The sequence below is a fragment of the Aquitalea pelogenes genome, assembly GCF_001515305.1.
Lineage (GTDB): Bacteria > Pseudomonadota > Gammaproteobacteria > Burkholderiales > Chromobacteriaceae > Aquitalea > Aquitalea pelogenes.
On the sequence record NZ_LNQV01000001.1, the window covers coordinates 124,496 to 143,457 of the forward strand.

Genomic DNA, 18,962 nt, shown 5'->3' on the forward strand with positions numbered 1-18,962 from the left:
AGCAAGAAGACGTAGCGCCAGAACACGCTACCAATCAGGGAATCCGGTGCGCTTGCGTGACCGGAAATGATGTGACTTGGCGCCGAATTTTAAGTTCACCGCCCAAGAAAAATCTTATCCTGGATCAAACAGGGTTGTGGCAAATACCCGACAGTTTTACTTGGTCTTCACCACTCATGACAAGGCAGGCCGTGACAGACCCAGCCAGGCCTGCACGGATGGCCGTTGCCATTGCAAGGCAGCGTAATCTGCCAGTCGCTGCGGCATGGGGTCGCCATTCAGGCGCAAACGGTTGAGCATCAGTGCCAGATCGACATCGACAATGCTCCACTCTCCAAACAGGGTGTCCGAACCCGGCGGCAGGATCTGCTCGGCCACGCGTAGCAATTTGTGCGCCGCGCGCTGCGCAGCGTCAGACAAGGGGTGTGCGACTGGCCGGTAGAACACCACCAGCGTGTCACGCTCCTCACGCAGAGGCAGCAGATCGCTGCGCAGCCAGGCCTGGATTTGCCGCGCCCGCGCCCTGGCCTGTGCAGACTTAGGATAAAGCGCAGGGTCGGGAAACAACTCTTCCAGATATTCGGTAATGGCAGAGGACTCGCTCAGCACGAAATCGCCATGCTGCAAGGCAGGTACACGTGCAGTCAGCGAACTGAGCGCATAAGCCGGTGCATGATTGGCCCCGCTGTCCAGATCCAGTGTCGACAGGGTGAAGGGCAACTGCTTCTCCTGCAACGCCACATACACCGACATGGCATAGGGACTGCAATACTGGGCATCGACGGTCAGGTGCAGCTTGGTCGTGGAGGTCATCAGTGACTCACTTTCTACGGTTCAATCAGTCGGGCTTGCCATTGATTACGCAGGCAGGAACAAGCAAAAAAAACGGCAGCCGCAGCTGCCGTTGTTACCGATTCAGCGGGCAGCCCGCTTATTTTTCCACCTGGGTCACATCACGTACCGCACCGGTATCGGCGCTGGTGGTCATGGCCGCGTAGGCACGCAGGGCGGCGCTGACCGGGCGCTGGCGATCCACCGGTTTCCAGGCGTCACGGCCACGTGCTTCCATGGCGGCGCGTCGGGCAGCCAGTGCCTCGTCGCTGATGGCCAGACGGATGCCGCGGTTGGGGATGTCAATCTCGATGGTGTCACCCTCTTCCACCAGACCAATTGCACCGCCTTCGGCTGCTTCTGGCGATACATGGCCGATGGACAGGCCGGAAGTACCACCAGAGAAACGGCCATCGGTCAGCAGCGCGCAGGCCTTGCCCAAGCCCTTGGACTTGAGATAGCTGGTGGGGTAAAGCATTTCCTGCATGCCTGGGCCGCCCTTGGGGCCTTCGTAGCGGATGACCACCACGTCGCCAGCCACAATCTTGTCGTCCAGGATGGCAGCAACGGCGTCGTCCTGACTTTCGAAGATGCGGGCACGGCCGGTGAACTTGAGGATGGAATCATCCACACCAGCAGTTTTCACGATGCAGCCACGCTCGGCGATATTGCCGTACAGCACGGCCAGGCCACCATCCTGCGAGTAGGCATTGGCCTTGTCGCGGATGCAGCCACCGGCACGGTCGTCATCCACATTCGGATAGCGCATGGATTGCGAGAAAGCGATGGTGGTGGGCACGCCGCCCGGTGCAGCGCGATAGAAGCGGCGCGCTTCGCTGTCTTCACCATGGCGCATGATGTCCCAGGCTTCCAGACCCTCAGCCAGCGTCTTGCTGTGGATGGTGGGCACATCGCGGTGGATCAGGCCGGCACGGTCCAGTTCGGACAGGATGGCTACCACGCCACCGGCGCGGTGTACGTCTTCCATATGGTATTTCTGCGTGGCCGGGGCCACCTTGGACAGGCAGGGAACCGAACGTGAGATGCGGTCGATGTCGGCCATCTTGAAGTCGACACCGGCTTCGCTGGCAGCAGCCAGCAGGTGCAGCACGGTATTGGTGGAGCCGCCCATGGCCACATCCAGGCTCATGGCGTTTTCAAAAGCCTGCTTGGTGCCGATGGCACGCGGCAGCACGCTGGCGTCGTCCTGTTCGTAATAACGCTTGGTGATGTCAACGATCAGGCGACCGGCACGCAGGAACAGTTCCTTGCGGTCGGCATGGGTAGCCACCAGGCTACCGTTGCCCGGTAGTGACAGGCCCAGGGCTTCGGTCAGACAGTTCATCGAGTTGGCGGTGAACATGCCGGAGCAGGAGCCGCAAGTCGGACAGGCCGAACGCTCAACGCGCTCCACGTCTTCATTGGAAATGGCGCTGTTGGCGGCTTCCACCATGGCGTCCACCAGGTCGAGCTTGCGGATGTCGTTGCCCCATTGCACTTTGCCCGCTTCCATCGGGCCACCGGAAACAAAAATCACCGGAATGTTCAGGCGCATCGCGGCCATCAGCATGCCGGGGGTGATCTTGTCGCAGTTGGAGATGCACACCAGCGCGTCGGCACAGTGGGCATTCACCATGTATTCCACGCTGTCGGCAATGAGGTCGCGGCTGGGCAGGCTGTACAGCATGCCGCCGTGGCCCATGGCGATGCCGTCGTCGATGGCGATGGTGTTGAATTCCTTGGCCACACCGCCGGCGCGTTCGATTTCACGTGCAACCAGCTGCCCCATATTGTGCAGATGGACATGGCCGGGCACGAACTGGGTGAAGCTGTTGGCAATGGCGATGATGGGCTTGCCAAAATCCTCGTCTTTCATGCCGGTAGCACGCCACAGGGCACGGGCACCCGCCATGTTGCGACCGGCGGTGGAGGTTTTGGAACGGTATTGGGGCATGTCTTGTTTCCTTGATGATCAGATGCTTGCAGAGCGCATTGCCACTGACCGCGCTGTGTTGCAGGCAGGTCTGCCCTCTCCGGGGTGCCGCGGGATCGGGCTGGCCGCAATCTGTCATGGTAATGACAGGACGCGGCGGAACGCATTCCGTATAATTTCGTCCATATTCTTTTACCGCAAACGCACCCACCTGACAAATGATCGTTCATCCGCAGTTCGACCCCGTTGCCATTCACCTGGGCCCGCTGGCCATTCACTGGTATGGCTTGATGTACCTGTTGGGCTTTGGCCTGTTCCTGCTTCTGGGTAATTACCGCATCCGCCAGGGCCACGCTTTTCTCACCTCCAAGCTGCTGGACGACCTGCTGATGTATGGCGTGCTTGGCGTGGTGATTGGCGGACGCCTGGGTGAAGTGCTGTTTTACGAGCCAGGCTACTACTTCAGCCATCCCGCGGAAATTTTCATGGTATGGAAGGGTGGCATGTCCTTCCATGGCGGTTTCCTGGGTGTGCTGGTAGGCATGGCCTTGTTTGCCCGCAAGCAGCAGCGCAGCTTCTGGGAGCTGACCGACTTCATCGCCCCGCTGGTACCACTGGGCCTGGCCGCCGGGCGTATCGGCAACTTCATCAATGGCGAGCTGTGGGGCCGGGTAGCCAGTCCCGATCTGCCATGGGCCATGCTGTTCCCCCAGGCGCGGGCCAATGATCTGGTCGAGGGTCAGACCTCGTCCGACCTGCTGAACATGCTGATGCAGTACGGGGCACTGCCGCGTCACCCTTCCCAGCTGTATGAATTCCTGCTGGAAGGCATCGCCCTGTTTGCCGTGCTGTGGATTTACAGCAGCAAGCCACGCGCGCGCGGACAGGTGTCGGCGGTATTCCTGATCGGTTATGGTCTGGCGCGCTTCATCAGCGAGTTTTTCCGCAATCCGGATGCCGGCATCTTCGGCCACTCCTACATCATCAGCATGGGTCAGTGGCTGAGCCTGCCGATGATTGTCATTGGCGTGGTGTTGCTGGTCTTGTTCGGCAAACGCCAGCAGCGCTAGGCTATACTTGGCTCTGGCAGCCTTTTGCCTGCCACTGCGGTTTATCAATAAAGCCAGTCATGAAGCCAATCATCGACTGGCTTTTATTTGTCCTGCGGCCTTTTGCCCGCACAGATAAGGAATACCAGGCATGAAAACCCTCAAGCTCTCGCTGGCCACCGCCTTGCTGGCCATCTCTGCACTGGCCTCGGCCGAAGAGGCGGTACTGAAAGTCTCCGCCATTCCGGATGAAGCCCCGACCGAGTTGCAGCGCAAGTTTGCCCCGCTAGGCCAGTATCTGGAAAAGCAGCTGGGAATGAAGGTGCAGTTTGTGCCGGTGACCGACTATGCCGCCGTGGTGACCGCGCTCAATAGCGACAAGATCGACATGGCCTGGCTGGGCGGCTTTACCTTTGTGCAGGCCAGCCTGCATGGCAAGGTGGTGCCGCTGGTACAGCGTGAGGAGGACAGCAGGTTTACCTCCAAATTCATCGTCAATGCCGCCGTGGGCGCCAAGTCGCTGAAAGACCTGAAAGGCAAGAGCTTTGCCTTCGGCTCGGCCTCTTCCACCTCCGGCCACCTGATGCCGCGCTACTTCCTGCAAAAGGAAGGCATCAAACCGGAAACCTTCTTCAAGAATGTGGCTTATTCCGGCGCGCATGACGCCACCGTGGCCTGGGTGGCTTCCGGCAAGGTGGACGCCGGTGCGCTCAATGCCTCGGTATGGGACAAGCTGGTGGAAAGCGGCAAGGTGGACAGCAGCAAGGTGAAACTGCTGGCAACCAGCCCGGCCTTCTACGACTACAACTGGACAGTACGCGGCAATCTGGACAAGAAACTGCAAGAACGCATCAGCGCCGCCTTCCTCAAGCTGGACCCGAAAAATCCGCAGGACAAGGCCATTCTGGACTTGCAACGCGCCAGCCGTTTCATTCCCACCAAGGCGGATAACTACAAGGGCATCGAGTCCGCAGCTGAAGCGGCAGGCCTGCTCAAGTGAGCCTGCTGATTGACAACGCCAGCTTGCAACTGGCTGGCAGCAGCATTCTGCGTGACATCCGGCTGGAGCTCGCCAGCGGCGAACAGGCAGCCTTGATCGGCCCTTCCGGGGCGGGCAAAACCTCGCTGCTGCTGCTGGCAGCCACCCGCTATCGCCCAAGCAGCGGCAGCATGACTGTGCTGGGCGACAACCCCTGGCATTTGTCGGCACGCTGGCTGCGCCGTTTGCGCAGCCGTATCGGCATGGTTTACCAGTCGCCGCCGCTCCCCGCCCGGCAAAGGGTGATCCACGCGGTGGCAGCCGGACGGCTGGGGCAATCCGGCGCACTGACCGGGCTGCGCCGCCTGTTATGGCCTGATGATGGCGCCGCCATTCAGGATTGCCTGCAACAGGTGGATCTGGCCGACAAACTGTGGCAACGTTGCGACCAGCTTTCCGGCGGCCAGCGCCAGCGGGTCGGCATTGCCCGCGTGTTGTATCAACAACCCCGGCTGCTGCTGGCTGACGAGCCGGTTTCGGCACTGGACCCCAGGCTGGCGGAAGACACCATCCGCCTGCTGCAAAGCTCCGCCTCCGCCAGTGGGGCAAGCCTGCTGGTGAGCCTGCATTCGGTAGAGCTGGCACTGGCCTATTTCCCGCGCATCATCGGTGTGCGTGATGGCCAGATCATGTTCGACCTGCCACGCGAGCAGGTACATCCCGGCGTGGTCAGCGCACTGTATGCCGGAGAAAGAATGCGTGAGCAGGTGGCTGACAGCCCGGCGGAAACCCTCACCCCCGGACTACGATGCTGAAACCCTACCCGCGCGACCCGGCACGCTGGCCGCGGCTGTTCACCCTGCTGCTGGGCCTGCTGTTACTGGCACCCAGCTTCAGCCTGACCCAGTTCAATCCGGCCACGCTGGCCAACCCGGATAGCTGGCACACCATGGCCGGTTTTGTTGCCGGTTTCTTTCCGCTATCCACCCAGGGCAGTTTTCTGCTGGATGTGGCACGCGAAACCATCACCACGCTGGCCAGTGCCACGGCCGGTATTGCCTTGGCAATGCTGCTGGGCGCGCCACTGGCGTTTGTCACCACACGGGCACTGGAGCGCCATGTGCTGGCGGCTGAAGCAGCTTCTGCCAGCATGCTGCTGTTCAAATCCGCAGTGCGCGGTGTCATGGTCATCCTGCGCGGTATTCCGGAAATCGTCTGGGCGCTGCTGTTTGTCCGGGCTGCGGGCCTGGGCAGCCTGCCGGCGGTGCTGGCCATCGGCCTGGCCTACGGCGGCATGCTGGGCAAGGTGTATGCCGAGATTCTGGAATCCCAGCCGCGCGAGCTGGCCACCGCCCTGTACTTGCAAGGCGCAAGCCGCTGGCAATGCCTGCTGTACGGCTTGTGGCCGCAAGCCCTGCCCGAGCTGGTGAGCTATAGCGTCTACCGCTGGGAATGCGCGATACGCGCCTCGGCGGTAATGGGTTTTGTCGGTGCCGGCGGGGTGGGCCAGTTGCTGGACACCAGCCTGAAAATGCTCAATGGCGGCGAGGTCAGCACCCTGTTACTGGTGTTCCTGCTGCTGGTGGGCCTGAGCGAAGGCATCAGCCTGTGCTCACGTCATGCGCTGGAACGTGCACGTGGTGGGCTCTACCTGCTGGGCGGCGGCCTGCTGGCCGTAGTGGCCAGCGTGCTGTGGCTGCTGCCGGGCTGGCGCGACAGTGGCTTCGATCTGTCCGCCATCCCGCGATTCATCCATGACTTTTTCCCGCCGGATGGCAGCATGCTGGCCGAGCTGGCGCACGGCACGCTGGAAACACTGGCCATGTCGGCGCTGGGCACGGTGCTGGCTTTTGTCGCCGCAGCGGTGCTGGCGATGCCGGCCGCCGGGCGCTTTGGCAGTCTGCTCAAACTGGCCAGCCGCCTGTTGCTTAACCTGCTGCGCGGAGTGCCGGACCTGCTATGGGCGTCGATAGCCGTACTGGCCGTCGGGCTGGGCCCGGCCGCCGGGGTGCTGGCACTGGCCTTGCACACCGCTGGCGTGCTGGGGCGGCTGTTTGCCGAGACGCTGGAAAATGCCGATCACACGCCAGAACTCGCGCTGCGCCAGTCTGGTGTCAGCCAACTGCTGGCCTTTGCCTACGGCCTGCTACCGACAGTATTCAGCCAATGGGTGGCCTATACCCTGTACCGCTGGGAAAACAATATCCGCATCGCCACGGTGCTGGGCATCGTCGGTGCCGGCGGACTGGGGCAGCAGCTTTATCTGGCCTTGTCGCTGTTTCAACAGCACAAGGCGGCCAGCCTGATCATTGCCATGCTGCTGCTGTCCTGGCTGGTGGAGCAGCTAAGCCGGGCCTGGCGACAGCATATGGCGTGAATGGCCTGTCACATCCTGCCCCGCCCTTTTTATTCTTAATTTTGATAAAAAATGCATTTTTAATCGTTTTACCTTCTTAACAGTCCAGCCTAGCATGGAGGCCATTCACAGCAGCACCTACCGGTACTGACTGTCATTGTCATCTCACTCCACAAGAGGCTTAGCCATGAAAACCCCTTCCCTGCTACTGGCGCTCACCCTGCTGGGCACTGCCGGCCATGCCCTGGCCGACCGTCTGGACGATATCAAGAAAGCTGGCGTACTGCGTGTGGCCGCCTTCGACAGCAACCCGCCGTTTGGTTTTCTGGATGCCAAAACCCACCAGATCAGCGGGCTGGATGTTGAAGTGGCCCAAGCCATTGCCAGCAAACTGAAAGTAAAACTGGAACTGGTGCCCACCAATCCGGCCAACCGCATTCCGTTGTTGGTGGCTGGCAAGGCCGACCTGGTTGCCGCCAACTTCACCGTGACCGAAGAACGCAAGAAGCAGGTGGACTTCAGCCTGCCCTACTTTGCTTCCGGTCAGCAGTTCATTGCCCGCAAAGGCAGCCTGAGCAAACCGGAACAGCTGGCAGGCCTGCGTGTGGGCGTGGACAAAGGCACCACCCAGGAAATCTACCTGCGTGAGAAATACAGCAAGACCACCGTGGAGGCCTACGATGACACCCCGCTGGCCTTCACCGCACTGCGCAATGGCAATGTACAGGCCATTTCGCAAGATGGCTCCAAGCTGGCTGCCCTGCTGGCCAATGCCCCGGACAAAGCCAAGTACGAGCTGGCTCCGTTCACCCTCACCCGCGAATACCAGGCCATCGGCCTGCCCAAGGGCGAGGCGCGCCTGACCAAGGTGGTAAACGAAACGCTGCTGGAACTGGAGAAATCCGGCCAGGCCAGCAAGATTTACGACCGCTGGTTCGGCCCCAGCACCAAGGCCCCGCTGCCGCGTGATTTCAAGATCGGCGACGCCGTCTGATTCTTGATGGCTACCTCAACCGCCTGCGCCTCATCCGCACAGGCCGGTTTTCTGCATTGTCAAACTCCACTTGTTGAAAGAAGAAGCCGATGACACCGCCTTCCTGGCTGGGACAGGGCTGGCTGGCACCGCATTATCTGGGCTGGCTGCTACATGGCGCAGCCATGACTGCCGTACTGGCACTGTGTGTCAGCCTGGCGGCCACCTTGCTGGGCATCTTGCTGTGCGCAGCACAGGATAGCCCGCTGCGGGCACTGCACTGGCCGGCCCGACTGTTTTGCAGCCTGCATCGCAATACGCCGCTGCTGGTGCAGGTGTTGCTATGGTATTTCGGTGCCGGTGGCTTGCTGCCGGATACTGCCATGCAATGGCTGAACACCCCGCATCAATGGACATTGCCGCTGGGCTTCAGCCTGGGCTGGCCATCCTTTGAATGGCTGGCCGCCTGGCTGGCGCTAACGTTGTATTCGGCCAGCTTCATCAGTGCCGAACTGGCCGCCGGGCTGAATACCGTGGCACGCGGGCAAAAGCTGGCGGCACGGGCGCTGGGCATGAATGAATGGCAGATTTTCCGTTTCATCGTGCTGCCGCAAGCCTTGCGGGTCATCCGCCAGCCGCTGCTGGGGCAGTACACGGCGGTGATCAAGAATACTTCGCTGACCATGGCCATTGGCGTGGCCGAACTGTCCTATACCTCGCGCCAGGTGGAAAGCGAAACCCTGCTGGCCTTTCAGGCCTTTGCCGTCGCCACCCTGCTATACCTGCTGCTGGTGATCGGCACCCAGTTGGCAGGCAGCCGCCAAGCCAACGGAGCACCTGACGCATGATGCTGACCCTGTTGCAAGACAATCTGGACTATCTGCTGTGGGGCAATCTGGCCCAGGCAGCCGGGCGGGCTGCTGCTTACCGTCGGCATCAGCCTGGCCGCTGGCGTGCTGGCCACCCTGGGCGGGCTGGCTGGCGGCATTGCCCTCACCATGGGCAGTCCGCGCCTCAAGCGCAGCCTGACCCTGCTGGTGCAGGTACTGCGTGCCATCCCGGTGCTGATGCTGATTTTCTGGTGTTACTTCCTGCTGCCCATTCTGTTCGGCATCGACATTCCCGGTGTGCTGACGGTGATTGCCGCGCTGGCGCTGATCAACGCAGCTTATCTGAGCCAGTCGGTTCAGGCAGGCATCGCAGCCATCGGCACGGGCCAGTGGATGGCTGGCGCGGCCCTGGGCATGACGCGCTGGCAAACGCTGCGCTACGTCATCCTGCCTCCGGCCCTGCGCCACATGCTGCCGTCCTTCATCAATCAGTGGATCACCCTGCTCAAGGACAGCTCGCTGGCTTATGTGGTGGGTGTGGCGGAGTTCACTTTTGTCGCCACCCAGATCAACAATCGCGAGCAGGTTTACCCCTTGCAGGTATTCGGCATTGTAGCCATTGCCTATCTGCTGCTGTGTTCCGGCCTGGAATGGAGTGGGAGACGACTGGCGGGCAATAGCCGCTGATTTGCACGGATTTACCCTCAGCCTGCACCCGCCCGACAGTGATCCACCTACAATCCTGCATCAACATCCGCCCGCGACAATGCAGGTAGCGGATAGCACGGCAAGCGCAACCCGGAGCATGACAGCGGCGCAATGTCATGGCATCAGCTACACTGCTAAGGGCTTCATGCAGCGCTTCATGCAAGGGGATGCACATGCACGTCAAGGTTCTGGGTTCATCATCCGGCAACGATCAGGCAGCGCGTACCACCTGTTTCAAGGTGGACGATAACTGCCTGCTCGATTGCGGCAGCGGCATCAGCGAGCTGGATACCGCCGCCATGTTGCAGATTGATACCGTGCTGCTGACGCACAGTCATCTGGATCATTGCTGCGGTCTGCCCTTGCTGGCCGACGCACATATCACCCACGGTGGCCGCGGAGTGGATGTCTATACCCAGCAGGAAACCATCAGCGCGCTGAAGCAGCAGATGTTCAACAGCACAGACTGGCCGGACTACACCCGGGCGGCACCGGGCAATGTGCCCTGGCTGCGACTGCACCCGGTGGAAGTGGGCGATGCCGTCACCTTGCCCGACGGCATTGCCACCGCCCTGCCCGCCGAGCACAGCGTACCGGCGCTGGGCTGGCTGCTGGAAGGCCCATGGCGTGCGCTGGCCTTCACCGGTGACTCCGGGCCATGTCTTGCCTTCTGGCACTGGATCAGCCATGTGCCGTCGCTGACCGACGTGATTTGCGAACTGAGTTTTCTGAACGAGAAATCCGCCAATGCCCTGGCGGCAGGCCATATGTCCCCGGCCCTGCTGGTTCCGATGCTGGAAATCCTGCCGCCCAATGTCCATGTCTGGCTGACCCATACCGACCATGCACAGCGTGCGCAGCTGCTGGAACAGGTGCGCAAGGAGCTGCCTTCGCTACTGCACCTGCATCCGCTGGATCAGAGCATCAGCATCGAACTGTAGGCGCCATGCCGTGTCATTCGCCACGGCCATAAATGCGGTTCAGTGGTGCCATGATGCGCGCCACGCTGCCATTGCGCCGGGCTTGTTCAAAGCCTTCGCGCACCTGCTGCACCAGCGCGTCGCTGGTATCGCGGCTGAATACCATGTAGAGCGCGGACTCCAGCTCGCTCAGCACATAAACCGGCTCCATGGCATTGCAATCCAGCCCGTGCGGCGCGCATTTGGCCAGGCCAAGGGGAATCAGGTCGATGCGGCCGGCTTGCAGCATGGGTAGCAGCAGCTCACTGGAGTTCACCACCACCAAGGGCTGGCTGCCAGCCTCCCCAAAGCCCTTGCGCCGCAGGTATTCCTCGCGGAAATCCATGTTCACCACACCGATACGGTAACGCCGGGCATCATCCAGACTGTGCACCACCACATCGCGACGGCCTTTCTTGCGGAACAGGGCAATGCGGTTGGCAACCAGCGGGCCGATCCAGTGGAACTTGTCTTCCCGCTCTGCCGTTCTGGCCACCGGATACATCAGCGTGCCGGGCTTGGCCAGTGTGGTGGTATAGATGCGAGCCCAAGGCTGGATATCCATCTGGTAGGGCAGATGCGCAGCCTCCAGCGCATTGCGCACCACTGCCGTGCAGTAGCCCTGTATCGTGCTCCCTTGCCGATAGGAAAACGGCAGGTTTTCCTCTGCCAGCACTGACAGAGGCGCACATTGTGCTGCATGCCCAGCCAGCGCCAGCAGGCAGAAGGCCGTCAGCTTGCGGATCCAGATACCCATCATCGTTTCATGTCACGGCTTTGCGCCGTTGCAGTGTCTATGAATGATGCCGGCCCCAGGACCGGCATCTGTAATGACAGGAGTATAAGTGTTTCTACGGACTTGGGGTATTTATTCCCTTACTCGGCGGCCACCACATCAAAACCGGCATCTTCCACCGCGGCGGCCAATTCTTCCGGCGACACCGTCGCGGCGTCGTAAACAATGCTGGCCTGCTTGTCCTGCAGGCTGACTTCCGCGCTGCTGACTCCGGCCATGGTGGACAGCACCTTGCTGATGCTGTTGGCGCAGCCGCCGCAGGTCATGCCTTCGATTTTCAGTTTCAGTTCACTCATGCTGCTTCCTTTCCGTTTATTTCCAGCGGCGCAGCAATAGCGAATTGCTGACCACCGATACCGAACTCAGGGCCATGGCCGCACCAGCCACTACCGGGTTCAACAAACCCAGCGCCGCCAGCGGAATGCCCAGAACATTGTAGAAAAAGGCAAAAAACAGGTTCTGCCGGATTTTGGCCAGCGTACTGCGCGACAAGCGGATGGCAGCCGCCACCTGGGTGACATCGCCCTGCATCAGGGTGATGTCGGCGGTTTCGATGGCCACATCCGAACCCGCACCCATGGCAAAGCTGACATCAGCCGCCGCCAGCGCCGGGGCATCGTTGACACCATCGCCCAGCATGGCCACCTTGCGGCCTTGCTGCTGCAGCTCGCGCACTACCGTGGCCTTGTCTTGCGGCCGCAAACCCGCGCGGTAATCGGCAATACCAGCCTGCGCAGCAATGGCTGCTGCCGTTGACGGGTTGTCACCGGTCAGCATGATGACCTGCACCCCTTTTTGCTGCAAGGCTTTCACCGCTGGTGCGGCTTCCGGGCGCAGGGTATCGGCAATGGCCAGCAAGCCCAGCAAGCCGTCATCGTTTGCCACGGCAATCATGCTTTGGCCGGCCTGCGGCCAGCCTGCAGGCAAGGCCGTATTGCAGGCCCAGTCCGGCCGCCCTACCCGCAGATGGCCATGTCCTTCGATGCTGGCCATCACGCCCTGGCCAACCTCGACCTGAAAAGCCGCCAAGGGCAGCAAGGCCAGGTCGCGTTGTGCAGCCTGTTGCAGGATGGCGTGCGCCAGTGGATGTTCCGACCCACTCTCCACACTGGCCGCCATTTGCAAGACGCGGTTTTCATCACCATCAGCAGCCCAGATGGTGGTGAGTTCGGGTTTGCCGCGGGTCAGGGTGCCAGTCTTGTCCACCAGCAAGGTATCGATGCGGCCTGCGGTTTCCAGAGCCGTTGCATTACGAAACAACACGCCGCGGGCGGCACCCTTGCCCACCCCCATCATGATGGCCGTCGGGGTCGCCAGCCCCAGCGCGCAGGGGCAGGCAATCACCAGTACGGCCACCGCGCGGATCATGGCCTGGCTCCAGTCACCCAGCCACCAGCCATTGCCCAGCAAGGTGAGCAGGGCAATGCCCACCACCACCGGCACGAAGATGCCGGCAATCTGGTCGGCCAGACGCTGGATGGGTGCCTTGGAACCCTGTGCCAGCCCCACCAGGCGGATGATTTCCGCCAACTGGGTATGACTGCCCACGCTGCTGGCCCGCACCTTGAGCATGCCTTGCTGGTTGCGCGTGGCGGCAAACACCTTGTCACCACTCTTTTTGCTGACAGGCATGCTCTCGCCGGTCAGCATGCTTTCATCCACAGCGGCCTCGCCTTCCAGCACCACGCCATCCACCGGCAGGCTTTCGCCGTGGCGTACCACCACCACGTCGCCCACTTGCAACTGTTCAACCGCGATGTCCTGTAGCTGGCCATCCCGCTCGATACGCGCCTGTCGCGGTGCCAGCCGCACCAGGCTGGCGATGGCGGCAGAAGTCTTGCCACGCGCACGGGCTTCCAGCAGCTTGCCCAGCAATACCAGGGTGATGACGGCGGCGCTGGCTTCAAAATACACATGCTGCCGTGTTGCCGCAGACAGGGTCACCACGGTGGAGAATAACCAGGCCATGCTGGTACCCAGCGCCACCAGCACATCCATATTGGCGCCGCCGCTGCGCAAGGCATGCCATGCGCCACGATAAAAACGCCAGCCGACGACAAGTTGTACCGGGGTGGCCAGCGCCAGTTGCCAGCCACGCGACAGCATCAAGCCATGCCAGCCGAACAACATGGCCAGCATGTCGAGCAAGAACGGCAGGGTGAGCAGCAAGGATGCGGCAAACCAGGCCAGTTCCTTGCCATCCTGAGCGGACGTTTGTACCGGGCTGGGACTGCCCGCGGCATTTGCCTGTGGCGTGGCGGTGAAACCGGCCTTGCGCACGGCTTCCTGTGCATCGGCCAGAGACAGCACGCCGCTGGGAAACTGCATGCTGGCGGTGTTGCTGGCAAAGTTGACCTGTGCCGTCATGCCGGGCAGCTTGTTCAGCACCTTTTCCAGCCGTACCGCACAGGCAGCGCAGGTCATGCCCTGGATATCCAGCTGCAATTGCTGCTGCGGCACCGAGAAACCGGCCTTGCTGATGGCCGCCTCGATTTGCTGCAGCTGGCCTTGCCCGCCCTGATAGCGCACTTGCGCCTGCTCGCTGGCAAAGTTGACGCTGGCGCTGACGCCTTCCAGCTTGCCCAGTACTTTTTCCAGCCGTGCCGCGCAGGCGGCGCAATGCATGCCGGCGATGGGCAGGGTAACGGTAATCTCGCTCATGATGGACTCCTTGCCAGCAGTATATACCCCCAAGGGGTATATTTGCACCATGCGTTTCTGCAAGTGAAGTAATAAAAAACCGCAGGGCCTGGGCCGCTGCGGTGTGTGTCGGGAAGTCCGGATTCAGATCCAGTTGCGCCGTGAAAACAGCCAGATCAGCCCGATGGCAATCGCCGCCATCAAACCCAACACTCCAAAATAGCCATAGTGCCAGTGCAACTCCGGCATGTTTTCAAAGTTCATGCCGTAAATACCGGCAATCAGGGTGAGCGGCATGAAGATCATGCTGAATACGGTCAGCACCCGCATTTGCAGGTTCAGCCGGTGCGACTGGGTGGAAAGGTACAAGTCCAGCATGTCCGCCACCATTTCGCGCGACATTTCCAGCGACTCCACCACATGCATGGTGTGGTCGTAGGCATCGCGCAGATACACCTGGGTATCCGGCTGGATCAACTGGTGCTCCCCGCGCATCAGGTTCAGCAGGATTTCGCGCAAGGGCAGGATGGAACGGCGCAGCTTCAGGCAATCGTGCTTCAGGCGCTGCACCTTGTGCAGTACGCCTTGCTCGCGCCCGTGCAGCAGCATCTGGTCGGTGCGCTCGACATGCTCGGTAAACTGGCTGAGCACGCCGAAATAGTCATCGATGATGGCGTCAATCAGGCCGTAAGCCAGGTAGTCCGCCCCCTTGTTGCGCAAGGCCGCGCGCCCGCCACGCAAGCGTTCGCGCACCGGCTCGAACACCCCGGTGGGCTTTTCCTGAAACGACAGGACAAAGTCTTTGCCAATCACCAGATACATCTGGTTGTAGCCCAGGCGACCACCATGTGGCGGGAAATCAAAAACACGGGTGGCGATGAACAGATAATCGCCGTAGTCCTCCAGCTTAGGACGCTGACGATTATTGAGAATGTCTTCCTGCACCAGCGGGTGCAGTCCGAAGCGATCGCCGATGGCCTGCATGACGGCCGGGTCGTGCAGGCCGTACACATTCAGCCACAGCACGGGCTGGCTGGGCTGATAGGACAGACCGTCGGCCACGGTCTCGAAGCGGGTTTCGTGCAGTTGCTGCGGGCCGTATTCCAGCAAGGTGATGCTGCTGCTGGCCACTTTCTGCTCGCCCACCGGCAGCAGCGTGCCGGGTGCTTCCCCCAAGGTGGGCACCCGTTGTTTTACCTGAGCATGGCGCATGGTTCAGCGTTGACTGATGTCGAGTTCAAAACCGACATTTTTCCACTGCGACACTTCCTGACGGAAGGCACTGGTGGTCAGTGGATTGTCTTTCAGCCAGTTCTGGCTGACGGTCAGAACAAACCCTTTGGCATCCGGTTTCAGGTCCAGCTCGGCAGGTAAAACAATGGTATTGCGGCTGCGATAGAACAGGACAGCCAGACGCAGGGCTACCACCGCTTGCCACAAGGCCGGATCGTTAACCACTTGCAGCATCTTGCCCATATCGCCACGATGCCCCAGCACGATGGTGGCCAGCATGGCCTGCTCACGCTTGGAGAAACCCGGCATGTCGGCGTTTTGCAGAATATAGGCCGAGTGCTTGTGATAGGCCGTATGAGCGATGGTGAGGCCGATTTCATGCAGCCGCGCCGCCCAGATCAGCCGCTTGAGCATGTCCTGGTCCAGGTCCTCGCCGGCCACCATGCGGTACAGGCGCTCGGCCAGTGCCTGCACGCGCTCGCTTTGCGCCACATCCACGTGATAGCGCCGCTTGAACAGCTGCACCGTGCTCTCGCGCATGTCCTTTTCGCGCTGGCGCCCCAGCAGGTCGTACAACACCCCGTCGCGCAGCGCGCCTTCCGCCACGATCATCTTGTTGACGCCAAGTTCTTCGAAAATGGCAATCATGATGGCAAGGCCACCAGGCAATACCGGCAGCCGGTCTGCCTTCAGGCCGTTGAGGCTGACATTTTTCAGGTTTTCCCGCCGGATCAGCTCGGCACGCAGCTTGAGCATGCCATCCAGCGTGATGTCGGACGCAGACCAATCATTGATTTCCAGGATATCGCGCAAGGAGCGGGCGGTGCCGGAAGTGCCGACGGCCAGCTGCCATTCCTCGGGACGATATTCGGCAGTGATTCGCTGGATCTCGTTACGCGCTGCCAGCGTGGCATCGGCAAAGTTGCTGCGGCTGAGCTTGCCATCGGCAAAATAGCGCAGGCTGTAACTGACACAACCCAGCGGCAGGCTTTCGGTCACATGGGCCTTGAACTGGCTGCCGATGACAAATTCGGTGGAGCCGCCGCCAATATCCACCACCAGGCGCTTCTCCTTGGTGGCAGGCAGCGAATGTGCAGCACCGATATACACCAGCCGCGCTTCTTCCCGCCCGGCAATGATTTCAATCGGAAAGCCCAGCAATGCTTCGGCACGCTGGATGAATTCGGCTGAGTTCTTCGCCACGCGCAGTGTATTGGTGCCCACAATGCGCACCTGGCGGGGATTGAAACCCCGCAGACGTTCACCAAAGCGTGCCATGCAGGCCAGCGCTTTCTCTTGCGTGACTTCGTCCAGGTATTTGTCCGCAGTCAGGCCGGCACCCAGACGAACGGTTTCTTTCATCGCATCCAGCGGATAAAGCTGATCTTCAACGACACGGGAGACTTGCAGGCGGAAGGTGTTGGACCCCAGGTCAACAGTCGCCAGCACATCCGGAGTAGGCAGGGTGGAGGTCAAAGGCAAGCCTTTTGCATGAGGGTTTGCTGCGAAGTCCGGGCCAATGGCAAGGATGGCACCTGACTCCGTCATCGATTATTCAATAAAAAATGGCAGTAACACCGAGGATGTTACCGCCATTTATACCGTTACGTCATTGCGCTTGATCAGCCGCCCAGTGTTTCCCGCTTGATGGTTTCCAGCGAGGTATGGCGGATGTCCTTGCCCTTCACCAGATAAACCACGTATTCGGAGATGTTCTTGGCATGGTCGCCAATGCGTTCGATGGCCTTGGAAATGAACAGGGTGTCGATGGACATGCTGATGGTGCGCGGGTCTTCCATCATGAAAGTAATCAGCTGGCGCAGTTCGGCAGCAAAGTCGTCATCCAGCCGCATGTCTTCTTCGGCCAGCTCCAGCGCAGCCGTGGCATCCAGCCGGGCAAAGGCATCCAGCGCGCGGCGCAGCATGCCCAATGCCACTTCCGCCATCTTGCGGATTTCGCGGAAGCGCGGCATCTGGTAGCGCTCGGACTGATAGATGGTCTTGCCCATGCGGGCAATTTTCTGGGCTTCGTCGCCGATGCGTTCCAGGTCGGTGATGGTCTTGATCACGGTGATGATGATGCGCAGGTCACTGGCCGCCGGCTGGCGACGGGCAATGATGTGCTGGCAGTCGTCATCAATGGTGACTTCCATGGAGTTGACCAGTGCATCTTCGGTAATCACCTTGTCGAACTTGGCGATATCTCCGGACATGAGCGCATCGATGGCAGAGAGAATCTGCTGTTCCACCAGGCCACCCATTTGCAGCACGCGGGTACGGATGGTTTCCAGTTCCATGTCGAACTGCTTGGAGATGTGTTCTGCCATGTCTGCCTCTTGAACGAATCCGGAATTCGGGTAAAGGGTAATAGTAAGCCAGCCAGATGACAGGCTGATGACATTTAATCGGAACGGGCCCGTGCAACCAGGCCCGTTGACAGGGATAAAGGCTTAGCGGATGACTTCCACGCCATCCTGACGGCCCAGCACCAGCACGTCGGCACGACGACGGGCAAACAGGCCGCAGGTCACCACACCAGCAATGTGATTGATGGTTTCTTCCAGCTCCACCGGGGTGTTGATGGTGAGGCCATGCACATCAAGGATCAGGTTGCCGTTATCGGTCACCACGCCCTGGCGCAGTTCCGGGTGGCCACCCAACGCCACCAGCTGACGGGCAACCGAGCTGCGTGCCATCGGGATGACTTCGATCGGCAGCGGGAAGGTACCCAGCTTGGTGACATACTTGGTTTCATCTGCAATGCAGACAAACTGTTCGGCGACGCTGGCCACGATCTTTTCACGGGTCAGGGCGGCGCCGCCACCCTTGATCATGTGCAGGTGATGGTTGATTTCATCGGCACCGTCGATATACACCTCGAGCTTTTCCACATCGTTCAGTTCGAACACCGGAATGTGCAGGGCCTTCAGACGGGCGGTGGATGCCTCAGAACTGGAAACAGCGCCTTTGAGTCGGCCCTTGATGGTGGCCAGTTCCTGGATAAACAGATTGACGGTACTACCGGTGCCCACGCCGATAATGCAGTCTTCCGGCACGAATTCCAGCGCTTTACGGGCAACGGCCAGCTTGAGTTGGTCTTGGGTCAGCATAGTATTTGCTCCATCAGGTGAGTTCGATTGCATGTCCGGTGCCGATTATCCCACAACGACAGCCATCTGTCGGTGCGAGCAGGCTCATTACTGCGGCATCAGCAGGCAGATGGCCTGGGCTTCGATCGCTTCGGCACGGCCCAGATAGCCCAGTTTTTCGTTGGTCTTGCCCTTCACATTGACCGCGTTCACGGCAATGCCCAGGTCGGCGGCAATCGTCGCGCACATGGCGTCGATATGGGGCGCAAGCTTCGGACGCTGGGCAATCAGGGTGGCATCCACATTCACCACCTGCCAGCCCGCGGCACGCACGCGGGCAACGGACTCGCGCAGCAGCACGCGGCTGTCAGCCCCTTTGAAGCGCTCGTCGGTATCCGGGAAGTGGCGGCCGATATCGCCCAGGGCGGCAGCGCCCAGCAGCGCATCGGTGATGGCGTGCAACAGCGCGTCGGCATCGGAATGGCCCAGCAGGCCGTGTGTATGCGGAATGGTGACGCCACCCAGAATCAGCGGGCGGCCTTCCACCAGTTGGTGTACATCGTAACCTTGTCCGACTCGGAACATG

At 60.8% G+C, this 18,962-nt stretch carries 18 protein-coding genes; 8 read left to right on the top strand and 10 right to left on the bottom strand.

Going from position 1 to position 18,962, the window contains the following annotated elements:
- Nucleotides 1-174: 174 nt before the first annotated feature.
- The gene (gene yfcF, locus AWT75_RS00650) at nt 175-813 is read right to left on the bottom strand and encodes a glutathione transferase (protein ID WP_153013198.1); all 639 of its coding nucleotides are present in this window, start codon (nt 811-813) and stop codon (nt 175-177) included.
- Between the two features lie 118 nt (nt 814-931).
- Nucleotides 932-2,785, bottom strand: a complete 1,854-nt coding sequence (ilvD, locus tag AWT75_RS00655) for a dihydroxy-acid dehydratase (RefSeq protein WP_062786133.1) — start codon at nt 2,783-2,785, stop codon at nt 932-934.
- A 197-nt stretch (nt 2,786-2,982) separates the two neighbouring features.
- Between ilvD and lgt the strand changes: the two genes are divergently transcribed.
- The 8 genes from lgt to AWT75_RS00695 all read left to right on the top strand — a co-directional run bounded on the left by lgt (nt 2,983) and on the right by AWT75_RS00695 (nt 10,600).
- Nucleotides 2,983-3,834, top strand: coding sequence for a prolipoprotein diacylglyceryl transferase (gene lgt / locus AWT75_RS00660; protein WP_062786136.1), 852 nt, complete (start codon nt 2,983-2,985; stop codon nt 3,832-3,834).
- Nucleotides 3,835-3,964: 130 nt separating this feature from the next.
- Nucleotides 3,965-4,813, top strand: a complete 849-nt coding sequence (locus tag AWT75_RS00665; RefSeq protein ID WP_062786139.1) for a putative selenate ABC transporter substrate-binding protein — start codon at nt 3,965-3,967, stop codon at nt 4,811-4,813.
- Nucleotides 4,810-5,607, top strand: a complete 798-nt coding sequence (locus AWT75_RS00670) for a phosphonate ABC transporter ATP-binding protein (protein ID WP_062786142.1) — start codon at nt 4,810-4,812, stop codon at nt 5,605-5,607. Before AWT75_RS00665 ends, AWT75_RS00670 begins: the two co-directional genes overlap by 4 nt.
- Complete coding sequence (phnE, locus tag AWT75_RS00675; RefSeq protein WP_062786145.1) at nt 5,601-7,169, top strand: phosphonate ABC transporter, permease protein PhnE; 1,569 nt, start codon at nt 5,601-5,603, stop codon at nt 7,167-7,169. Before AWT75_RS00670 ends, phnE begins: the two co-directional genes overlap by 7 nt.
- 166 nt (nt 7,170-7,335) lie before the next feature.
- Complete coding sequence (locus tag AWT75_RS00680) at nt 7,336-8,142, top strand: ABC transporter substrate-binding protein (RefSeq protein WP_062786148.1); 807 nt, start codon at nt 7,336-7,338, stop codon at nt 8,140-8,142.
- Nucleotides 8,143-8,231: 89 nt separating this feature from the next.
- Nucleotides 8,232-8,969 (top strand): amino acid ABC transporter permease, encoded by a 738-nt coding sequence (locus tag AWT75_RS00685; protein ID WP_062786151.1) that lies wholly within the window; start codon nt 8,232-8,234, stop codon nt 8,967-8,969.
- A 105-nt stretch (nt 8,970-9,074) separates the two neighbouring features.
- The gene (locus AWT75_RS00690) at nt 9,075-9,638 is read left to right on the top strand and encodes an amino acid ABC transporter permease (RefSeq protein WP_204376846.1); all 564 of its coding nucleotides are present in this window, start codon (nt 9,075-9,077) and stop codon (nt 9,636-9,638) included.
- A 194-nt stretch (nt 9,639-9,832) separates the two neighbouring features.
- Complete coding sequence (locus AWT75_RS00695) at nt 9,833-10,600, top strand: 3',5'-cyclic-nucleotide phosphodiesterase (protein ID WP_062786277.1); 768 nt, start codon at nt 9,833-9,835, stop codon at nt 10,598-10,600.
- 13 nt (nt 10,601-10,613) lie between these two features.
- Here the strand turns inward: AWT75_RS00695 and AWT75_RS00700 are convergent, their stop codons facing one another.
- The 8 genes from AWT75_RS00700 to ispF all read right to left on the bottom strand — a co-directional run bounded on the left by AWT75_RS00700 (nt 10,614) and on the right by ispF (nt 18,961).
- On the bottom strand, nt 10,614-11,378 hold the full coding sequence (locus AWT75_RS00700) for a substrate-binding periplasmic protein (RefSeq protein WP_082695887.1): 765 nt from the start codon (nt 11,376-11,378) through the stop codon (nt 10,614-10,616).
- Between the two features lie 116 nt (nt 11,379-11,494).
- Nucleotides 11,495-11,710: a heavy-metal-associated domain-containing protein gene (locus tag AWT75_RS00705; protein WP_045845673.1), complete on the bottom strand. Its 216-nt coding sequence runs from the start codon at nt 11,708-11,710 to the stop codon at nt 11,495-11,497.
- A gap of 16 nt (nt 11,711-11,726) precedes the next feature.
- The gene (locus AWT75_RS00710) at nt 11,727-14,075 is read right to left on the bottom strand and encodes a heavy metal translocating P-type ATPase (protein WP_062786280.1); all 2,349 of its coding nucleotides are present in this window, start codon (nt 14,073-14,075) and stop codon (nt 11,727-11,729) included.
- A gap of 123 nt (nt 14,076-14,198) precedes the next feature.
- Nucleotides 14,199-15,266: a magnesium/cobalt transporter CorA gene (corA, locus tag AWT75_RS00715; RefSeq protein WP_062786157.1), complete on the bottom strand. Its 1,068-nt coding sequence runs from the start codon at nt 15,264-15,266 to the stop codon at nt 14,199-14,201.
- A gap of 3 nt (nt 15,267-15,269) precedes the next feature.
- Entirely contained in the window at nt 15,270-16,769 is a 1,500-nt protein-coding gene (gene ppx / locus AWT75_RS00720) for an exopolyphosphatase (protein ID WP_233160530.1), read from the bottom strand.
- Nucleotides 16,770-16,909: 140 nt separating this feature from the next.
- Entirely contained in the window at nt 16,910-17,614 is a 705-nt protein-coding gene (gene phoU / locus AWT75_RS00725) for a phosphate signaling complex protein PhoU (RefSeq protein ID WP_062786160.1), read from the bottom strand.
- A gap of 123 nt (nt 17,615-17,737) precedes the next feature.
- Nucleotides 17,738-18,397: a ribose-5-phosphate isomerase RpiA gene (gene rpiA, locus AWT75_RS00730; protein ID WP_045845669.1), complete on the bottom strand. Its 660-nt coding sequence runs from the start codon at nt 18,395-18,397 to the stop codon at nt 17,738-17,740.
- Between the two features lie 87 nt (nt 18,398-18,484).
- Nucleotides 18,485-18,961, bottom strand: a complete 477-nt coding sequence (ispF, locus tag AWT75_RS00735) for a 2-C-methyl-D-erythritol 2,4-cyclodiphosphate synthase (RefSeq protein WP_062786163.1) — start codon at nt 18,959-18,961, stop codon at nt 18,485-18,487.
- Between the last annotated feature and the right edge of the window lies 1 nt (nt 18,962).